Source organism: Leifsonia sp. TF02-11, from assembly GCF_017565305.1.
In the GTDB taxonomy this organism is placed as follows: Bacteria; Actinomycetota; Actinomycetes; order Actinomycetales; family Microbacteriaceae; genus Leifsonia.
The window spans coordinates 244,866-261,175 of record NZ_JAGEKP010000024.1; the positions used below are offsets into that span (position 1 = coordinate 244,866).

The following is a 16,310-nucleotide window of genomic DNA, read 5'->3' on the forward strand; positions in this document are numbered from 1 at the left end:
GCACCGTCTCCGACTCGCCGCGCGTCGTCACAGAGACGCCGAGAACCGGCTTGCGGACTGCGACGCCTGCTGCAGAGCGGTGATGGCGGCGTCCAACTGCTTCTCGGCGGCCTGGAGCGTCTGGATCATCTCCTTGTCGGCGCCGGAAGCCGTCCCTCCGATCGCCGCCTGCACCTGGTTGACCGCCTGGGAGAACTTCGATTTGAATCCGGCGAGTCCGGAGGCTGTCGACTTGGCGTCGGTGGAGATGCTGGTGAGCTGCTGCTTGACGGAGTTCAGCTGGGACATGTATTGGCTCCTCGGGGTGTCGGGCGTTCAGTGGTTGATGACGTTCAGTGGTTGATGACGATCACAGTGACGGTGATGACGGCGGCGAGAGCGACGAGAGCGGCGACAGCGGCGATCGCGATCCGCCGCCGGCGGCGTGAACGCGCTGCGGCCGCGGCCGCGGCTTCGCGACGGCGGGCTTCCGTCGCCTCCCTCTCGCTCAGCACTTTGGCTCGGCGCGCGCGGAGCGCTTCCTGTGCCCGTTGCTCCTCGGCGGCCCGGCGCGCCGCGTCCGCCTTCTTCCCTCGCGCGGCGCTGTCGGCCTCCCGCAACGCGGCAACGACCGCAGCCGCGTCGGCCGACTCCGCGTCGAGGGCGAGGCGGAGGCTGCTCTCGTCACCCTCGATGCCGACGGCCGCCCGCACCTTCCTCGGGAGGGCCACATCGTGCTCGGCGAGCGCGGCGACCGCCGCCGCATAGCGGTCGCGGCTGTCGCGGACCAGATCGTCCAGTCGGGCTCCCTGGCGACGGTAGGCTTCATCGGCCGCCTTCCGTGCGCCGTCGTAGGCGTGTTCGGCGGCGGCGAGGGCGCCGGCGAGATTCTCCGGGATCGTGCGGAGGGCGACCAGGCAGGCCTCATAGTCCCCATAGCGTTCATGGCGGTCGTCTGTCGCGGTCATTCTCCGGCGTCCCAATCGGCGCGCGCGATCTCCGCCGCATCCCGGGCCGTCAACGGCGAGAACGGAATGATCGTCAGGGGCTCGGGCAACTGCGTGCGGTCGGCGAGCAGGCCACGGTTGTCCCGTGGGGCCCACGTGACGAACGGCGAGGCGAGAAGCTCCTGTACGCTGCTCTGGTCGAGGCGCAGCATGAGCATCGTGTCGATGAAGCCCTCGCCCCCGAAGCCGATGTGCGCCTTGAAAGTCGCCGCGTTGGCCCACCAACCGAACACGTGCGTCCGCGTCGACGGCCCGTTGCGGATCACCTGCTGCAGGTCCTCGGCTGGGCGGTGGGCGAACATGTCGGGCACGTCGAGCGCCGTGGCGCGATCGAGCCCGAAGCCGAAGACGTATCGAGCCGGGCCGTCCGCGCTCCGCCCCTCGAGCCCGTTCGCAGTGTGCTGGAGGTATGCAGCGATGTCCGCGCGCCCGATCCGTTCGACGGGGAACCCGAGCGTGGACATGAGTCCGAGCCAGCGGTCGTGGCCGTTGCGCTCCAGTGTCTCGGTGTCCAGGACGTCGAGGCTGATGAACTCGGCATCCCCCCGCGGGTGCTGCAGTGCGATCGCGATCGCTGCGGCCTGGAGCGCCCCGATCGCCACATTTGCCGGATCGTCCGCGTCGCCCTGCGACCCGTCGCCCGCCCCCAGGAGCGCGACGTTGCGCCCGGGCTCCGCCGTGAGTGTGACGGACACCGGCCGTCCTGCCACGTCGATCGGATAGCCGAGCGGTGCCGTCACACTGCCACCGGCGGTCGCGCGGGCCCGGAGTCCACGCAGATCGGCGATCGCGTCGGCGATCCGCCTGCGCCTCCCGCCGTCGAAGACGACCGGCTCGGACACCCTCGCCCGCGCGGCGTTCCACCAGCCGTGACGCAAGACACCCAGTTCGGCATCGTCCGCCGCGGCGATCGTCACCGTGCGGTTCGAGCCGACCTCGCCGTAGTCCAGATTCAGCACCGCCTCGCCGCGCGAGCGCAGACGCGCGGCGGCGTCGTTTCCGAGTCCCAGCGTGGCGAACGACTCTTGAGCCGAGTTCTTGAGCGCGAGCCGGATGGGGAATTGCGAGAAGATGCCGCCCTCCCTGGTCATCAGCGCCGCGACGCCGGACACCGTCTGCGATGCGAGGATCAGATGGATGCCGTACGAGCGCCCACGACGTGCGATCGCTTCCAGCAGTTGCGCGGCCGCCTCGGCGGTCTTGTCGTTGGGATCGAACAGCAGATGGAACTCGTCGATGACGACGACGATTCTCGGCATCAGCGCCTCCGGCACCGCGGCCCGGAACCGCGCGATGCTGTCGCCGTGGGGTCGGAACAGTTTGGCCCGTCTCGTGAACTCGGCTTCCAGATGCCTCAGCACCGCCAGCCCAAACTCCCGATCGCTCTCGAGCCCGAGGACGCGCGCGTGGGGCAAGAAGTCGGGCGACCCGGGAGTAGGCGCCAGGGGATAGAGGGTCACGCCCTCTTTGAAGTCGAGCAGATGCAGCTCGAGTTCTTCCGGCGCGTACCGCTGCGCCAGGCTGTGCACCACCACCTTCAGCAGATTCGACTTCCCCTGGCCGACCGCGCCGGTGATCAGGACGTTGTGACGCTGCTCCCGATCGTCGCCGAGCGTGATCTCCGCCACGGCATGTCCGGCGAGACCGATCGCGAATCGCACACCCTCCGCGCTGGACTCCTGCCACATTCGTTCGAGCGGCTGAACGCGCTCGAACGGGATGCGCGGGGCGGAGGCTGCGGCGGCCTGAGCGACCAGCCGGTCCACTGAGCGCGCGACCGCCGCCTCGTCTCCTCCGGTGATCGTGACGGCGAAGTGCGGGTGAGCGTCCCAGCGCACCCTGCCGCCGACCTCCGTGAGGACGGCACCCGTGGCGCGCAGGTCCTCATCGTCGTCGCCCGGGTCGATCGCGAACACGAAGCTCACCCCCGCGTCGGCGCCTGCCGCTGCGAGCGTGAGGACGCGTCGGCGCAGCTGCACGTCCAACTCGGCGAGTCCCAGCATGACGACGAGTCGGTACCGTTCAACGGGGTGACCCACGGCTCGGCGGAATTCCGTCAACGAGGGGCTCACCCCGCGCAGTGTGTCGTTCACGCGCTGAACGTCGCCCACAAGCCGTTGCATCGCACGATCCAAGTCCGCCGCCGAACCGACCACCTGGAGGCTGTCCTCGGAGATCCGGCGGAGCGGGCTGAACGCCGAGAGAACCGAGGTCAGCTCTGGGTCGTAGCCCAGCACATCGAGCTGTCCGGGTGCGGTCCCCTCCAGCGCGCGCAGCACGATCTGCTCGACGAGGGACCGTGCGGTCGACGGAGTCGCCTCGATCACCACGTTCCCCCGGCCGATGAGAGGGAGCACGAAAGGCACATCGATGTCCTCGTTCACTCCCAGCGGTCCTCCGGCCAGCGACAACCGCCCCAGCGCGATGTGCTCGGCGACGTCGAGCGGACCGGGGGTGGCGGTCCCCAGCGCATCGCCCAGATCGCGCGCGCGCAGGCTGTGCTCGATGCCTTCCTGGGCTGCCCGGTTGCGTGCGATCGCCCGGTCCCGCTCCAGGGCCGAGCGTGCGGAGCGCACGGCAGCCTCCCGCCGCTCCGACGCCAGTGAGCGAGCCGCGGAGAGGGCGCCGAGAGCACGCGCGTGCGAACCGCGGAGCCGGTCTGCGCTGCGGCTAAGCGCGTCGCTCATCGTCCGCGACCGTGAGGACGACCCGTGCGGGCCGCAGCAGCCTTCCGGCCAGGGCATAGCCGCGGCGCTCCACGGCGGCGATCGAGTTCGGCGGGAGGTCTTCGGCGACGACCGTCGCGACCACTTCATGCACTCTCGCGTCGAACGCTCGGTCATCCTCGATCTCGACCAGGTCGCGCCGCCGCAGTGCGTCGAGGAGCTCTTCGGCGACGGATTCGGCCAGCTGCTCCGACGGCGGACCCTCGCGCAGCCGGTCCACCGCGAGAAGCACCTCGCGGAACAGGCTTTCGACATCCCGCCTGGCCAGCTGGTCGTTGGCAACGCGGGCCTGCTCCTGAACCGCTTCGATCAGCGCGTTCTTCGCGCGGTCCTCCAGCAGCCGCCGGCGGAAGAGATCGCTGAGCTGGCTCAGCTCGGTCTGCACGGCGGCAAGTGCTCCCGGGGGGACGAGGGTCTCGCCGCCCGTCTCCTCTACGACCTCCCGCTCGGTCACTGGAGACCCGTCACGCGTGCGTAGGCAGGAGCCTGTCTGCGGTTCCACTGCCAGCCGGCCATGCGGTGGGTGCGGACGAAAACGACCACCCACACCACGAGCAGGATGAGGCAGACGACACCGACGAAGGCGCCGCCTCCGCCCATTCCGAAGGCGATGAGCATCACGACGAAGGTCACGATCTCGCCGACCAGGAGGCCACCGACTCCGCCCAGGGAGTGGAACTTGACGCTCTCCGCCTGTTCGGTGAGCACACGCACTTCGTCGACGTCGTTCTGGAACTGCTTGTCGTCGATCCGCAACGAGTCGATCTTCCGAAGCGTCTCCCGCGTGGCCGCCAGCTGCGCCTCCGTGAGGATGCTCTGCGATCCGTCGGCGAAGGTCGACCACGTGCCGGTCGCCTCGTCGAGGAGTGCCAGACCGTAGTAATAGGCGATGAGTTCCGACTGCGGCTCCTTCTCGTGCGCTTGCCGGAGCTGCCTGACACCGGTGTCGGTGTCGCCGAGAGCGGCGTTGGACACCCCGACCCCGGCCAGATAGTAGGCGTTGTCCGGCGCGAGGACGCTCGCGCGCCCGTAGGCTGCCAACGCATCTCGCCAGGAGTCGTTCTTCTTGTGCAGGTCGCCGAGCTCGGCATGGTACGGGGCTTCGTTCGGGTTCAGCCGGATAGCCTCGCTCAGCTCGAAGAGCGCGTCTTGGTCATGGTCGAGGAGCGCCGAGGACACACCGCGGAAATACCACGCCTCGGGATTCTCCGACTGCTGCGCGGTGGCCTCGCGCGCGGCGTAGTTCGCTTGGGCGGCATTGCCCTGCGACAGATACTCCAGGGTGACCTTCACCCAGTCCCGACCCCCGTCCGGCGCGGCCGGCACGCGGGCCGGTGCCTGTTCTTGAGCCGCGAGCTGCCTGTCGTAGTCCGCGCGCTTCGTCGCGTCCGTCAAGAGCGCCTCTGCGGCCGAGATGTCGCGCATCATCTTCTCGGCGAGCTGCCGGGTCTCCAGCTTGGGATTGCTGGTCTTCGGCTGCCAGAAGCGGCGCTTCTCGCTGACGGCGCGGCTGATGGTGTCCACGTCGACCGTAGGGCCGATCTCGAGGACCTCGTAGTAGTTCGTGAAAGTCATGGCTGGCTCCTTGTGCTGGTGCTTGTGCTGCTGCCGGGGTTCACTGGACGGACAGAGCCGCGACTTTGCCGGCCGCGGTCCGCACCTGTTCGTCGGTGAGGTTGGCTCGGCGGTCCAGCGTGAACGTGCCGAGCGATCGTCCGGCGGCGAGGTCGGTCAGTTCGACGAAAACGGTCTGGTCGATGTCGTAGGCGTAGGTGACCCGCACGGGCGATCCTTTGGGATAGGGCGGGATCGCCAGTTCCTTCGAGCCGATCTCCACGACGAACTCGGGGTCGGTGTCGTCGCCTTCTGTCACCTGCACGTTGATCGACGTCTGGTTGTCGACGACGGTGAATCCATCGACGCTGAGCTTGGCGGGGATCTTGCTGTTGCGCGGGATCACGACGGTATTGACTTCGCGGGTGCTGTCGCCGTCCAGCTGGATGACGCCGAGCGACTGCGACGTCACATCCGCGATCAGCGGCGCGCCGGCCTCGAAGAGCTCGACCGCCCGGCCGCCCGACGCCGAGTCCTCCATCGCCGCCTGGATGGCCGCCCCGAGCGCTACGGCCTCGTCGGGGTGGACAGAGCGCTCGGCCGGACGGCCGGCGAGCCGTTCGACGAGCGAGCGGACCATCGGCATTCTGGTCGATCCCCCGACGAGCAGGACGTGATCGACCTCCTGCCAGGCGACCCCGGCCTCTTCCAGCACGCGCGCCGTGAGGTCTTCGGTACGGCTGAGCAGGTCGGCGGTGATCCGCTCGAACTCCGCACGTTCGATCGTCACCCGGAACGGGCGGCCGTCGGCGGAGACGTGGACGCTCGTCGTGGCCACCGTCGTCAGGCTGCGCTTCGCGATCTCGGCCTTCTCGCGCAGACCGGCGACCTGGGCGTTGTCTTCGAGGAGGTCGGGTCCACCCTGCTTCTCGATGTCTGCTGCGATGTGCTCGATCAGGCGGTTGTCGAAGTCGAAACCGCCGAGATTGCGGTCGCCGTCGGTGCCGAGCACGTCGAATCCGGCGTCGGTGATCCGCATCAGGGTCACATCGAAGGTGCCTCCGCCGAGGTCGTACACGAGCACCGTTCCTTGAGCGGACGTGTCGAGACCGAAGGACAGCGCGGCTGCGGTCGGCTCGTTGAGGACCCGGAGGACGTTCAAGCCGGCGATCTCACCGGCGTGCCGCGTGGCGACGCGCCTGGCGTCGTCGAAATAGGCCGGGACGGTGATCACCGCATCGGTCACGGGTTCGCCGAGGGCGAGCTCCGCATCCTCCTTGAGCCGGCGCAGGATGATCCCGGACACCTCCTCCGCGCTGTACTGCGAGCCGCCGGTCGACTCGAAGCGCCAGGTGGCGTCTCCCATGTTGCGCTTGACGAACTGGACGACGTCATCCGGTGCGCCGGCCGAGGAGTGCTTGGCCATCGTGCCGACCAGCGGTTCGTCGCGGCCGTCGAACGACTGGAAGAGCACGACCGACGGCGTGATGCTCTCGCCGTCCCGGTTCGGGAGGATTTCGGGCTCGCCGGTGTCGCGCAGGATGGCGACGGCGGAGTACGTCGTGCCGAGGTCGATGCCCACGGAGCGCGTCATCGTTAGGCCGCCTGGTCGAGACGGGTGATGACCTTCTTGGCGAGAGCCCATCCGCCGCTGGCGACCATCCCGTACTTCGTCTTCCAGGCCGACATCCAGGCGGTCACGTGTGTGCGGCCATCGTCGACGGGCTGGAGATGGATCGAGATGACCGCGCCGGAGTCGTTGATGGTGCGGCGCCGCTTGTTGATGTCGCCTGGTCCCTGCACGTCGGCCCAGAGGACCTTGCTGAAGCTGTCCTCGATGACCTGGCGGGCGCGGGCGGGGCTCAGGGAGGTGACCGTCTCGTACTGTCGCTTGGCGCGCGCGCTCGTCCAGAATCCGAAGGCGAACAGTGCGATCAACACGAGGATGAGGATCAGGAGGATGCTCATGGGGGTGGACCTTTCCTTCTCGGGTGAAGTGGTGCGGATCTCACTGTAGAAATCCGCCGAATGCAGCATTTCCCTGTTGTGTTGCGCTTGAGGGTGTGCTAGGCGTCGATTCCCCAGCACGCGCGGACGACCTCGCGCACCCGCGGCCACTCCGGCGTGGCCGGCGGCCTCCGCAGCGACGCCGCATACTTGCTGAAGTCCGGTGCCGGGATACCGGCCTGAGCCGAAGCGATGCCGCGGATGCGGGAGATCTCGGTACGCGGAACGGGCAGGTGCGACTGCGGCAGGTAGCCCGTCCACGACACGTCGGGCAGCGTTGCAGCAGCGTCGAGCAGCGGAGCCAGCTCACCGCTCAGGCGCAGCCCGAGTCGCTGTCGCTCCGCGAGAGGCGTGTCCAGGTGGAACCCGATCGGCACCTCCGCTGCCGACAGGAGCCCGGCCAGGCTCGCGACGTGCTCGGAGAGCCACGGGTGCGGGATCAGATAGCGCGCACCGGCTTCGGCCAGTCGCAGCCGGACGAGCGCGTTGACGTCACCGGAGTGCACCGCGATCACGGGGACCTGGGTCGTCGTGCGCGAGCCCAGGGCGCCGATTCGCGGTATCGCTCCGAACCTGTCCAATCGGCGATGCGAGTTGAGCCAGACGAGGATGTAGTCCCACGCGTGGGCAGTGGCAGGGTTGAGGTCCGCCGTCGAGTCCGCCCAGCAGATGGCTCCCGATTCCGTCAGCACCGTGCGCAAGCCCGCCCGGATGATCGCGTCGTCGGAGATGACCAGCACGCTTGCCCGACCAGGGGCGCTGCGGAGGATGCGGTGTTCGAGTCTGGTGAGCTCCGAAGCCGCGAGCTCCAGCCGCGGCGTCCCGGCGATGCGTCGCAGCATCGTCGCCCGCCGACGTACCGTCGAGAGCGACCGGCCGCGCTTGTGAACCGCCACCAGGTAGGCGAACACGTCGCGTGCGCTGAGCGAAGCAGTCGAGGCGAACCCTCGCTCGCCGCACCAGGTGTCGAGGTCGGCGAGGTCGTTCGTGTAGGCCCGGACGGTGGACGCAGACACCCCTGAAAGGGTGTCCAGCCCGGTCATCATGCCTCGACCAGCGGATAGCAGAAACTGCTATCCGTCGCCCAGGCCACGTGCGACCGACGGCCCGCGCCGGTACTTTTGCATCCACCAACAGAAAGGAGGGCCCGATGAACAAGGGAGATCTCGTCGTCGCCAGGCGCGATCTGGGTGGCATCTTCCAGGAGAACGTGCCCGCAGGGACCAAAGGGATCGTCACCGAGGCGAGTTGGGGCTCGTACCGCGTGATGTTCACCCTCTCCGGCTTCTTCGGCGACAGGAAGGTCGAGCTGAGCGTCGACAAAGACGACGTGTTCTGAACCCTGCCCGCCGCAGGACAGTCTCGGGCCCGGAAGCTGCAACACATCCGAGGCGGAGATCAAGGCGGTCCTTCGACGGTCGTCTCCGCCCGGGATCGGGCGAAGTGGACCTCAGCATTCCAAACGACCGAACTGCGGAGCGTCCGGAATCGTCCGGAACGGAAATGCCGGAACACCCCGTACCCCGCAAATGCGGTATTCCGTGTCCTCACGGGGTCCGGGAAACTATGGGAGCCTGCATCGCCGCCGCGTCAGGCGCCGACCGACGCTCTACCCGAGGAGTTTCGATGACCGATCAGGACGACCCGGCGGACTCCGTCGCGACGTTCGCCTCCGACCTCAGGATGCTGCGCATCGCCGCGGGGAGCCCGACGCTCGCCAGCCTGCAGCACGAGACGGGCATCTCGCGGACGGTCATCTCGGATGCTTTCGCAGGCAAGCAGCTGCCCTCGGCACGCACGGTCGATGGAATCGTCCGCGCCTGCAAGGGCGACACCAACGAGTGGCTCCGCCGCAGAGACCTGCTCGACCCCAAGCAGGCCGCCGACGCCCCGCTTCAGCCGACCCGCAGGGGACCAGGGCGCCCGCGGTGGAGCATCGTCTCCCTCATCGCGGTGATCGCGTTCGTCCTCGGAGCCGCCGTGGCCGGCGGCGTCACCTCGACGGCCATGGGCTCGCAGGTTCACGCTCTGCAGGCGAAGCTCAAAGCCGCCGGCCCCGTGAACCCCAACGCGCAGATCATCGTCCGCACGGGAGTGGACCCCGCCATGACTCCGTGCGTGAACGACGCCAAAGTGGCAGCCTCCGAAGACCGCCCCGACAACACGCGCATTCAGATCGTCTGGTCCAACAAGTGCTATGCCGGGTGGGCGCGCATCGCCCGCTACGACGGCAAGGCCGAGGGAAATGAAGTGCAGGTGTCGATCTACCCGGAGACCGCGCCGCACGGACCGGATCGACAGGATGCGACCGAGCCGGGCGTCCAAGGCGCTTACACCATGCTGGTGGTGCGGCCTTCGCCGCAGACCCGCCTGTGCGCCGTCGGGAGCATCACCCTGGACGGAAAGACGATCAGCCTGGGGGATCCGATCTGCACCTGACCGCTACGTGCAGACCGTGGACCGCGCCCGGCCGACGAATGAACGCGATCGCTTCCGCTCATCCATCACCGAGCCCAGCGGACAGCTGACCGATGAGTGCGCCGAGTCCGGCGGCGAGGACGTGGGCGTCCGTGAGCGGCAGCCACCAGCATGTCCAGCTGATCGGCTCATGTCCGGTGGGCACATCGGGCTCGCCGGCTCTCCACCGTTCGCGCGGGTCTCCGCTCGGCAACGTCACGTGGAAGAAGTGGCGGACGGCGATCTCATCGCGGGCCGGACGCAGGTCGTATCGGGCGACGCCCAGCTTGCGCACTATTCGGCCCCGTCGCCCGGTCTCTTCGCAGAGCTCCCGCACTGCTGCGTGCTCCGGTGACTCGTTCGCCGCGATGGTGCCGGCGGGAACCTGCACGCCGGCCACTTCGATCGGGACGGTGTCGTGCGTGAAGACGAGGAGGTGGTGGCCGTGGGTGACGTAGCAGACGACCTTCTGGACTTCGGCGGTCATGAACGCAGCACTTTCAGCTCATCGGTGACGTTCGACGATCAGGCGGAGCGGAGGCCGTCAGACCACCAGCGCACGGATCGCGGCCGCCGCGGCTCCCCGTGCCCAATCCTCGAAGGTGTGCGGGCGCACGGCGATCTGGCACTGGTCGGCGGACGCGAACACGTGCTCGGCGTACGAGCGACGGAGCGGCTCCTCGATGAGGTCGAAGTCGGACACCCCTTCACCGCCGATGACGACGAGTTCCGGTCCGACCAGGTTGACGAGACTGGCGATCGCGGCACCGACCACGCGTCCGGCCTCGTCGAACACCGCGATCGCAGCGTTGTCGCCGGCCCGCCGGAGTGCGACCACCTCGTCGATGGTCAGCGGACGCCCGTGAGCCTCGGAGACGGCGGCCACGATCGCGGTCGTGGACGCCACCGCCTCCACGCAGCCGCGGCGGCCGCACGCGCACACCCTGTCGGGCGAGGTGAGCGGCAGGTGGCCGATCTCTCCGGCCACCCCGTACGCTCCTTCGACGACCTCGCCGTTCAGGTGCAGGCCGGAGCCGATGCCGCGGCCGATGGTGACGATCGCGAACGAGCTCGTCCCCAGTCCGACACCGAACCAGTGCTCACCGATCGTGAGAGCCCGCACGTCGTTCTCGACGACCACGCGGCGGCCGAGCCTGGCCTCCAGCTCTGTTCCCAGTTCGACGCCCTTCCACCCCATCAGGGCGGAATCGCGGACGACGCCCTTCTCGGTGTCGACGTCACCCGACACGGCGATGCCGATGGACGCCACGCGCGAACCCAGGTCGTCGAGCTTCTCGTCGAGCAACGCGCACAGCTCCACGATGGCGTCTGCGGCCTCCGCCGGCACGTGCGAGACGAGGGGCAACCGCTCTGACGCGATGATGCGGGTCGTGAGGTCGGTGGCGACGCCGATGAGTTCGTCCGCGTTGACCTTGATCCCCAGGGTCACGACCGCGTCGGGAACGAGGGCGACCGGGCTCACGGGTCGGCCGGGCAGACCGGTCAGCGTCGGTCCGAGCGAGTCGTTCAGGAGTCCGACGGCCACGAGCGGAGCGACCGCCTTCGTCACAGCCGCCTGCGACAGACCGGTGAGCTTGGCCACGTCGATCCGGCTGATGGGGCTCCTGGTGAGGATCGTGGTGAAGACGCGGGTGGCCGCGTCGGAGGACGACCCGAGCAGCGCCGTCCTCGTCCGCACCTCGTCGTTCATGTCCATTCCTCGATCAGGATACGGGTTCCGGAACCGCGACGACGGCCGTCCCCTCGGCGGGGACGAGCACGACGAAGTCAGAGGCGCCGTAACGGACCGGCACGCGGATCTCCGCCGTTCCGGGGTTGTGCAGCACGGCCTCCCGCAGCACGCCCTCGGACCAGCTCAGGTCGACCACGACGCCGCCGCGGGCGTGGAGGCCGTCCACACTGCCCGTCGGCCAGGCCTCGGGAAGCGCGGGCAGCAGGTGGACGCGACCACCGTGACTCTGCAGCAGCAGCTCCGCGATCGCCGCGGGGAAGCCGAGGTTGCCGTCGAGTTGGAAGGGCGGGTGCGTGCTGAACAGGTTCGGCAGGAGGCCGCCCCACTCGGAGCCGTCGACCGGGCCGTGCCGTCGGGCGTCGCCCCGGTAGGGCGCGAGCGCCTCGCGCAGCAGCTCGTGTGCGGTCTCGCCATCGCCGAGCCGTGCCCGCAACGCGATCTTCCACGCCCACGACCAGCCCATCGCGCCGGGCCCGCGGGCGTCGAGGAAGCGCCGGGCGCCGGCGGCGAGAGCGGGTGCCGACTCCGGTGTGATGAGGTCCAGCGGGTACACGCCGACGAGCGCGGAGAGGTGCCGATGGGCCGGCTCGTGCTCCGCCACCTCCGCGGACCACTCCAGCAGACGGCCGTCGGACCCGACCCGGGGCTCCGGAATGGTTCGGAGGGCCGCGACGATCTCTCGGCGCAGGTCGGCGTCGGTATCGGCATCCGCGCCGCCGACGCCGATCGTGTCGATCGCGGCGATGGCGCGCGCGAAGAGGGCGCGGATCAGCTCGAGGTCCATCGTCGCCGTGAGCCCAAGCGCCCGCGGCCGCCCGTCCGCGTCGCGGTACTGGTTCTCCGGGGAGGTGGACGGCGCCAGGTACGCGACGCCGTCGCCGTCGACCTGGAGCCAGTCGAGGCAGAACTCGGTCGCGCCGCGCAACAGAGGCCAGATCCGCTCGCGCAGCAGGGCGACGTCCGCGGTGAACTCGTAGTTGTCCCACAGCGAGTGGCACAGCCAGACGCCGCCCATCATCCAGATCGCCCAGCTCGGCGCGCCGTGCCCCATCCCGACCGGAAGGCTCCAGCCCCACAGGTCGCTGTTGTGATGCGCGACCCAGCCGCGCGCACCGTAGAGCTCGCGGGCGACATCGCGTCCGGTTTCCGCTATCCGCTCGACCAGCGAGATCAGCGGCTCGGCGGCGTCGGTCAGGCCGAGCGGTCCGGCCGCCCAGTAGTTCATCTCGGTGTTGATGTTGATCGTGTAGTTGGACGACCAGGCGGGCCGCAGCTCGCCGTTCCAGATGCCCTGCAGGTTGGCCGCCGGACCTCCCGATCGCGAGCACGACTCGAGCAGATAGCGCCCGTACTCGGCGGCGATCGTCGCCCGGAGGCCGTCATCGGTCCCGTCGAGCACGTCGTTCTGCACGTCCCACCGGCCGGCACGCCGGCCGCCGATCGCGAACCGCGCCGCCTGCCGGCGCGCTGCGCCCTGAGCGGTCGGGGAGGCGTTCTCGCCGAGTGCGACGAGAACGCGCTCCCGCGCGCGGTTCCGGATCGTCTCATGGGAGACGCTCCGCCACTCGTCGTCCACGCCGGCCCACCACGACTCAGCGCGGGACGACGACGAGAGGGCGATCGACAGCCGACGGGCATGACGGATCGTCAGACCGGAGTCGTCGGATTCTGCCGTGCCATCGCTCCGCACGGCGAGGGCCGTGGTTGCGAAGCCGTCATACGTTCCGTCGCCCGGCTCCGCGTAGCGCAGAGCGGGGACGACGGACGATTCGTGGAGGGGAGCCCCGTCGACCGGGACGGCCAGGTCGAGTGCGAGCTCGCCGCCACCGCCCCGGCGGGCGAGCTCCCGCAGCGGCGTGGTCATCCTGATCCGCAGCTCGGGGAGCGGCTCGTCCGTCTCGATGCGGATGACGAGCGCATGCCCGGCGACCCGGGAGACGCGGCGGACGGCGATGCCGCCGACCTCCAGCAGCTCCTCCAGGTACGCGTCGTCCAGGTCGAGCACCCGCGCGGGCTCCCCCGGCGCCTGCACCGCCCCCGGCAGCTCGACGAAGAGGTCGGCCAGCGGCAGGAACTCCTGCGAGTAGCGGCCCTCGAACGTCAGGAGGAGTCGCTCTGCGTCGTCGAGGTCACCGGCCGCGAGGGCGGCACGCACCTCCCGCAGCCGGTCGGGACCGGCTCCGCCCGCGAGAACGCGGCGCAGCTCCTCCGCGGCCGTCTCCGGGGTGCCCGACCAGATCGTGGCGTCGTTCACCTGGTAGCGACCGGCCGCACCGCCGAACACCATCGCGCCGAGACGGCCGTCGCCGAGCGGGACGGCCTCCTCCCAGTGCGCGGCCGGCGTCGACCAGGCGAGCTGCAGTGTGTTCTTCGTCATCTGGAGGCCCGTGAGTCCATTCACCGATCGGCGGCTGCGCGGCCGGAAGCGCCGTCGCAGGGTCCGGTCCGCGTTCCGTCCACGGAGGCGGGAATCGACGGCCGGGGCTTGCAGATCACACAGTAGGCATGGTTTATTGACACTGTCAAGCAATCCCTTCCCTAGGAGCCACCCATGCGCGACGGCTACGGCGCCGTACTCGCCCTGCGCGCTGCAGGCACGTCCCTCGTCCTCGACGCTGCGGGACGAGTTCCTCGTGTGCTGCACTGGGGCGCCGACCTCGGTCCGCTCGACGAGGCGACTGCCGAGGCCCTGCGCGCGAGCGGGAGCCCTGCCGTGCTCAACAACTCGCCGGACGTCCCGCGGTCGTTCAGCCTGTGGCCCAGCGAGCTCGAAGGCTGGGCAGGAACGCCCGCCCAGGAAGGGCACGCCGCGGGCTCTGCGACGACGCCGCGACCGCACACGGTGGCCGTGCGACACGAGACCGACGGGCCGGACGGAGACCTCGGCGGACGGATCGAATTCGATCTGGTGGACGAGATCACGGCACTGCGCTCGACCATGTCGATCGCCCTCGACCGGTTCGGCGTGCTCGCGGTGGACGTCACCGTCACGCGGGACGCCGTGCTCTCCGGCGACCCTGCCGACGTCCCGTACACGCTCGACGCGCTCCGGGTGCTGCTGCCCGTTCCGGAACGCGCCGTCGACATCCTCGACTTCACCGGCAAGTGGTGCCGGGAACGCGCGCCGCAGCGCGGCCCGCTGTTCTTCGGAAGCCACGTCCGGCGTGCGCGGCGCGGCAAGCCGGGCCACGACGCGCCCTATCTGGTCGTCGCCGGCACCGAAGATCTCGGCTTCCGGCGCGGTGAGGCCTGGGCCGCGCACCTCGCCTGGAGCGGCGACGCCGAGTACGTCGTGGAGCGGCTCACCGAGGGCGCCGGCCCGTTCTCGTCCGTCCTGGGCGTCGGCGAGGGCCTGCGCCCCGGCGAGATCGCGCTGGAGGACGGCGACAGCTACGTCGCGCCGACCGCGTTGTTCGTGTGGTCGGCGGACGGACTCGACGGCCTGGCCGACCGCCTCCACCGCCGGCTGCGTGCCCGGCCCTCGCACCCGGTGAAGCCCCGCCCGCTCACGCTGAACTCGTGGGAGGCGGTCTACTTCGACCACGACCTCGACCGGCTCACCGCGCTCGTGAAGCGCGCCGCCCGGGTCGGCGTGGAGCGCGTGGTGCTCGACGACGGCTGGTTCCACGGCCGGCGCGACGCGAACGCCGGGCTCGGCGACTGGATCGTGGACCGCTCCGTCTGGCCGGACGGCCTCGGGCCACTGGTCGACCTGGTGCGTGCGCACGGCATGGAGTTCGGTCTCTGGTTCGAGCCGGAGATGATCAACCTGGACTCCGACCTGGCGCGGGCGCATCCCGACTGGGTCCTCGGCCCGCGCCAGGCGCTCGGCGCCAGCGCACGCGACCAGTACGTGCTCGACCTCACCCGCCCCGACGCGTACACGTATGTGCTCGAGCGGATCAGCGCGATCGTCGGCGAGTACGGCGTCGACTACATCAAGTGGGACCACAACCGCGACCTGTCCGAGGCCGTCAGCGGCTACGTCGGCGTCGACCGTCCCGCTGTGCACGAGCAGACCCTCGCCCTCTACCGGATGCTGGACACGCTGCGCACGCGGCATCCCGGGCTGGAGATCGAGACCTGCTCGGGCGGCGGCGGCCGGGTCGACCTCGGCATCCTCGACCGCACCGACCGGGTCTGGGCTTCCGACTGCAACGACCCGGTGGAGCGCCTGCAGATAGAACGCTGGACCCGGATGCTGCTGCCGCCGGAGCTGATCGGCTCACACCTCGGCGCCGAGCGCTCGCACACGACCTCCCGACGGACGGATCTGGCGTTCCGGCTGATCGTCGCCCTGACCGCGCACGCCGGAATCGAGTGGGACCTCCAGGAGGCCGACGAGGAACAGCTCGACCGGATCGCCCGCTGGGGCGCGGCGTACCGCGAACTCCGCGGTCTCATCCACTCCGGCCGGGTCGTGAACGCCGACCTCGCCGACGAGTCCACCCTGTTGACCGGCATCGTCGCCGACGACCGGAGCCGCGCGATCTTCACGTGGGCGCGGCTCGGCACCTCAGCGCCCGGCCAGTCCGGACGCGTGCGCTTCCCCGGCCTCGACCCCGCCGCGCGCTACGCGGTGCGGATCCGCGACGACTTCGGCCCTGCCAGCCGCCACCAGAGCGCGGACCCGTCCTGGATCGTCGCCGCCGCCGCCGGCTCCGCGATCCTCCCCGGCGCGGTGCTCGCCGTCGCCGGTGTGCCCCTTCCGACCCTCAACCCGCAGCAGGCGATGCTGTTCGACCTCGTGCGCGTGTCCTGACACGGGCGCGGGCGGCGATCGCTGCAGTCACAGACGGCCCACCACGCATTGCTCCCGCGCACTGC

Annotated in this window: 14 protein-coding genes; 3 read left to right on the forward strand and 11 right to left on the reverse strand. The window is 69.8% G+C overall.

Annotated elements, in window-relative coordinates:
- Nucleotides 1-27 precede the first annotated feature (27 nt).
- The 8 genes from JNB50_RS22095 to JNB50_RS22130 form a co-directional block, all read right to left on the reverse strand.
- Nucleotides 28-288, reverse strand: coding sequence for a hypothetical protein (locus JNB50_RS22095; protein ID WP_208042285.1), 261 nt, complete (start codon nt 286-288; stop codon nt 28-30).
- 44 nt (nt 289-332) lie between these two features.
- On the reverse strand, nt 333-947 hold the full coding sequence (locus JNB50_RS22100; RefSeq protein WP_208042286.1) for a hypothetical protein: 615 nt from the start codon (nt 945-947) through the stop codon (nt 333-335).
- Nucleotides 944-3,673, reverse strand: a complete 2,730-nt coding sequence (locus JNB50_RS22105; protein ID WP_208042287.1) for an FtsK/SpoIIIE domain-containing protein — start codon at nt 3,671-3,673, stop codon at nt 944-946. Before JNB50_RS22105 ends, JNB50_RS22100 begins: the two co-directional genes overlap by 4 nt.
- Complete coding sequence (locus JNB50_RS25265; RefSeq protein ID WP_208042288.1) at nt 3,657-4,166, reverse strand: nucleotide exchange factor GrpE; 510 nt, start codon at nt 4,164-4,166, stop codon at nt 3,657-3,659. Before JNB50_RS25265 ends, JNB50_RS22105 begins: the two co-directional genes overlap by 17 nt.
- Entirely contained in the window at nt 4,163-5,287 is a 1,125-nt protein-coding gene (locus JNB50_RS22115; RefSeq protein ID WP_208042289.1) for a DnaJ domain-containing protein, read from the reverse strand. The genes JNB50_RS25265 and JNB50_RS22115 overlap by 4 nt, the downstream gene beginning before the upstream one ends.
- 40 nt (nt 5,288-5,327) lie before the next feature.
- Nucleotides 5,328-6,860: an Hsp70 family protein gene (locus JNB50_RS22120; RefSeq protein WP_208042290.1), complete on the reverse strand. Its 1,533-nt coding sequence runs from the start codon at nt 6,858-6,860 to the stop codon at nt 5,328-5,330.
- Between the two features lie 2 nt (nt 6,861-6,862).
- Nucleotides 6,863-7,234, reverse strand: coding sequence for a hypothetical protein (locus JNB50_RS22125; RefSeq protein WP_208042291.1), 372 nt, complete (start codon nt 7,232-7,234; stop codon nt 6,863-6,865).
- A 98-nt stretch (nt 7,235-7,332) separates the two neighbouring features.
- On the reverse strand, nt 7,333-8,289 hold the full coding sequence (locus tag JNB50_RS22130; RefSeq protein WP_208042292.1) for a site-specific integrase: 957 nt from the start codon (nt 8,287-8,289) through the stop codon (nt 7,333-7,335).
- 134 nt (nt 8,290-8,423) lie between these two features.
- Between JNB50_RS22130 and JNB50_RS22135 the strand changes: the two genes are divergently transcribed.
- Together JNB50_RS22135 and JNB50_RS22140 are read left to right on the forward strand one after the other, a co-directional pair.
- Entirely contained in the window at nt 8,424-8,612 is a 189-nt protein-coding gene (locus JNB50_RS22135; RefSeq protein ID WP_208042293.1) for a hypothetical protein, read from the forward strand.
- Between the two features lie 287 nt (nt 8,613-8,899).
- The gene (locus tag JNB50_RS22140; protein WP_208042294.1) at nt 8,900-9,712 is read left to right on the forward strand and encodes a DUF2690 domain-containing protein; all 813 of its coding nucleotides are present in this window, start codon (nt 8,900-8,902) and stop codon (nt 9,710-9,712) included.
- A gap of 58 nt (nt 9,713-9,770) precedes the next feature.
- Here JNB50_RS22140 and JNB50_RS22145 read toward each other — a convergent pair whose 3' ends face one another.
- The 3 genes from JNB50_RS22145 to JNB50_RS22155 are packed head-to-tail and all read right to left on the reverse strand — an operon-like array spanning nt 9,771 to nt 13,860.
- Nucleotides 9,771-10,217 carry an NUDIX domain-containing protein gene (locus JNB50_RS22145; RefSeq protein WP_208042295.1) on the reverse strand — a complete coding sequence of 149 codons (447 nt, stop codon included), beginning with the start codon at nt 10,215-10,217 and terminating at the stop codon, nt 9,771-9,773.
- Nucleotides 10,218-10,274: 57 nt separating this feature from the next.
- Nucleotides 10,275-11,441, reverse strand: coding sequence for an ROK family protein (locus tag JNB50_RS22150; protein ID WP_208042296.1), 1,167 nt, complete (start codon nt 11,439-11,441; stop codon nt 10,275-10,277).
- Nucleotides 11,442-11,454: 13 nt separating this feature from the next.
- Nucleotides 11,455-13,860 carry a glycoside hydrolase N-terminal domain-containing protein gene (locus JNB50_RS22155; protein ID WP_208042297.1) on the reverse strand — a complete coding sequence of 802 codons (2,406 nt, stop codon included), beginning with the start codon at nt 13,858-13,860 and terminating at the stop codon, nt 11,455-11,457.
- A gap of 174 nt (nt 13,861-14,034) precedes the next feature.
- On the opposite strand from JNB50_RS22155, the gene JNB50_RS22160 reads away from it, so the two are divergent.
- Entirely contained in the window at nt 14,035-16,245 is a 2,211-nt protein-coding gene (locus tag JNB50_RS22160; protein ID WP_208042298.1) for an alpha-galactosidase, read from the forward strand.
- The last annotated feature ends 65 nt before the right edge of the window (nt 16,246-16,310 follow it).

Coding starts and splice junctions, on each gene's coding strand:
- JNB50_RS22095 (WP_208042285.1), bottom strand. CDS start 288: ATGTCCCAGCTGAACTCCGTCAAGCAGCAGCTCACCAGCATCTCCACC.
- JNB50_RS22100 (WP_208042286.1), bottom strand. CDS start 947: ATGACCGCGACAGACGACCGCCATGAACGCTATGGGGACTATGAGGCC.
- JNB50_RS22105 (WP_208042287.1), bottom strand. CDS start 3,673: ATGAGCGACGCGCTTAGCCGCAGCGCAGACCGGCTCCGCGGTTCGCAC.
- JNB50_RS22115 (WP_208042289.1), bottom strand. CDS start 5,287: ATGACTTTCACGAACTACTACGAGGTCCTCGAGATCGGCCCTACGGTC.
- JNB50_RS22120 (WP_208042290.1), bottom strand. CDS start 6,860: ATGACGCGCTCCGTGGGCATCGACCTCGGCACGACGTACTCCGCCGTC.
- JNB50_RS22125 (WP_208042291.1), bottom strand. CDS start 7,234: ATGAGCATCCTCCTGATCCTCATCCTCGTGTTGATCGCACTGTTCGCC.
- JNB50_RS22135 (WP_208042293.1), top strand. CDS start 8,424: ATGAACAAGGGAGATCTCGTCGTCGCCAGGCGCGATCTGGGTGGCATC.
- JNB50_RS22140 (WP_208042294.1), top strand. CDS start 8,900: ATGACCGATCAGGACGACCCGGCGGACTCCGTCGCGACGTTCGCCTCC.
- JNB50_RS22145 (WP_208042295.1), bottom strand. CDS start 10,217: ATGACCGCCGAAGTCCAGAAGGTCGTCTGCTACGTCACCCACGGCCAC.
- JNB50_RS22150 (WP_208042296.1), bottom strand. CDS start 11,441: ATGAACGACGAGGTGCGGACGAGGACGGCGCTGCTCGGGTCGTCCTCC.
- JNB50_RS22155 (WP_208042297.1), bottom strand. CDS start 13,860: ATGACGAAGAACACACTGCAGCTCGCCTGGTCGACGCCGGCCGCGCAC.
- JNB50_RS22160 (WP_208042298.1), top strand. CDS start 14,035: ATGCGCGACGGCTACGGCGCCGTACTCGCCCTGCGCGCTGCAGGCACG.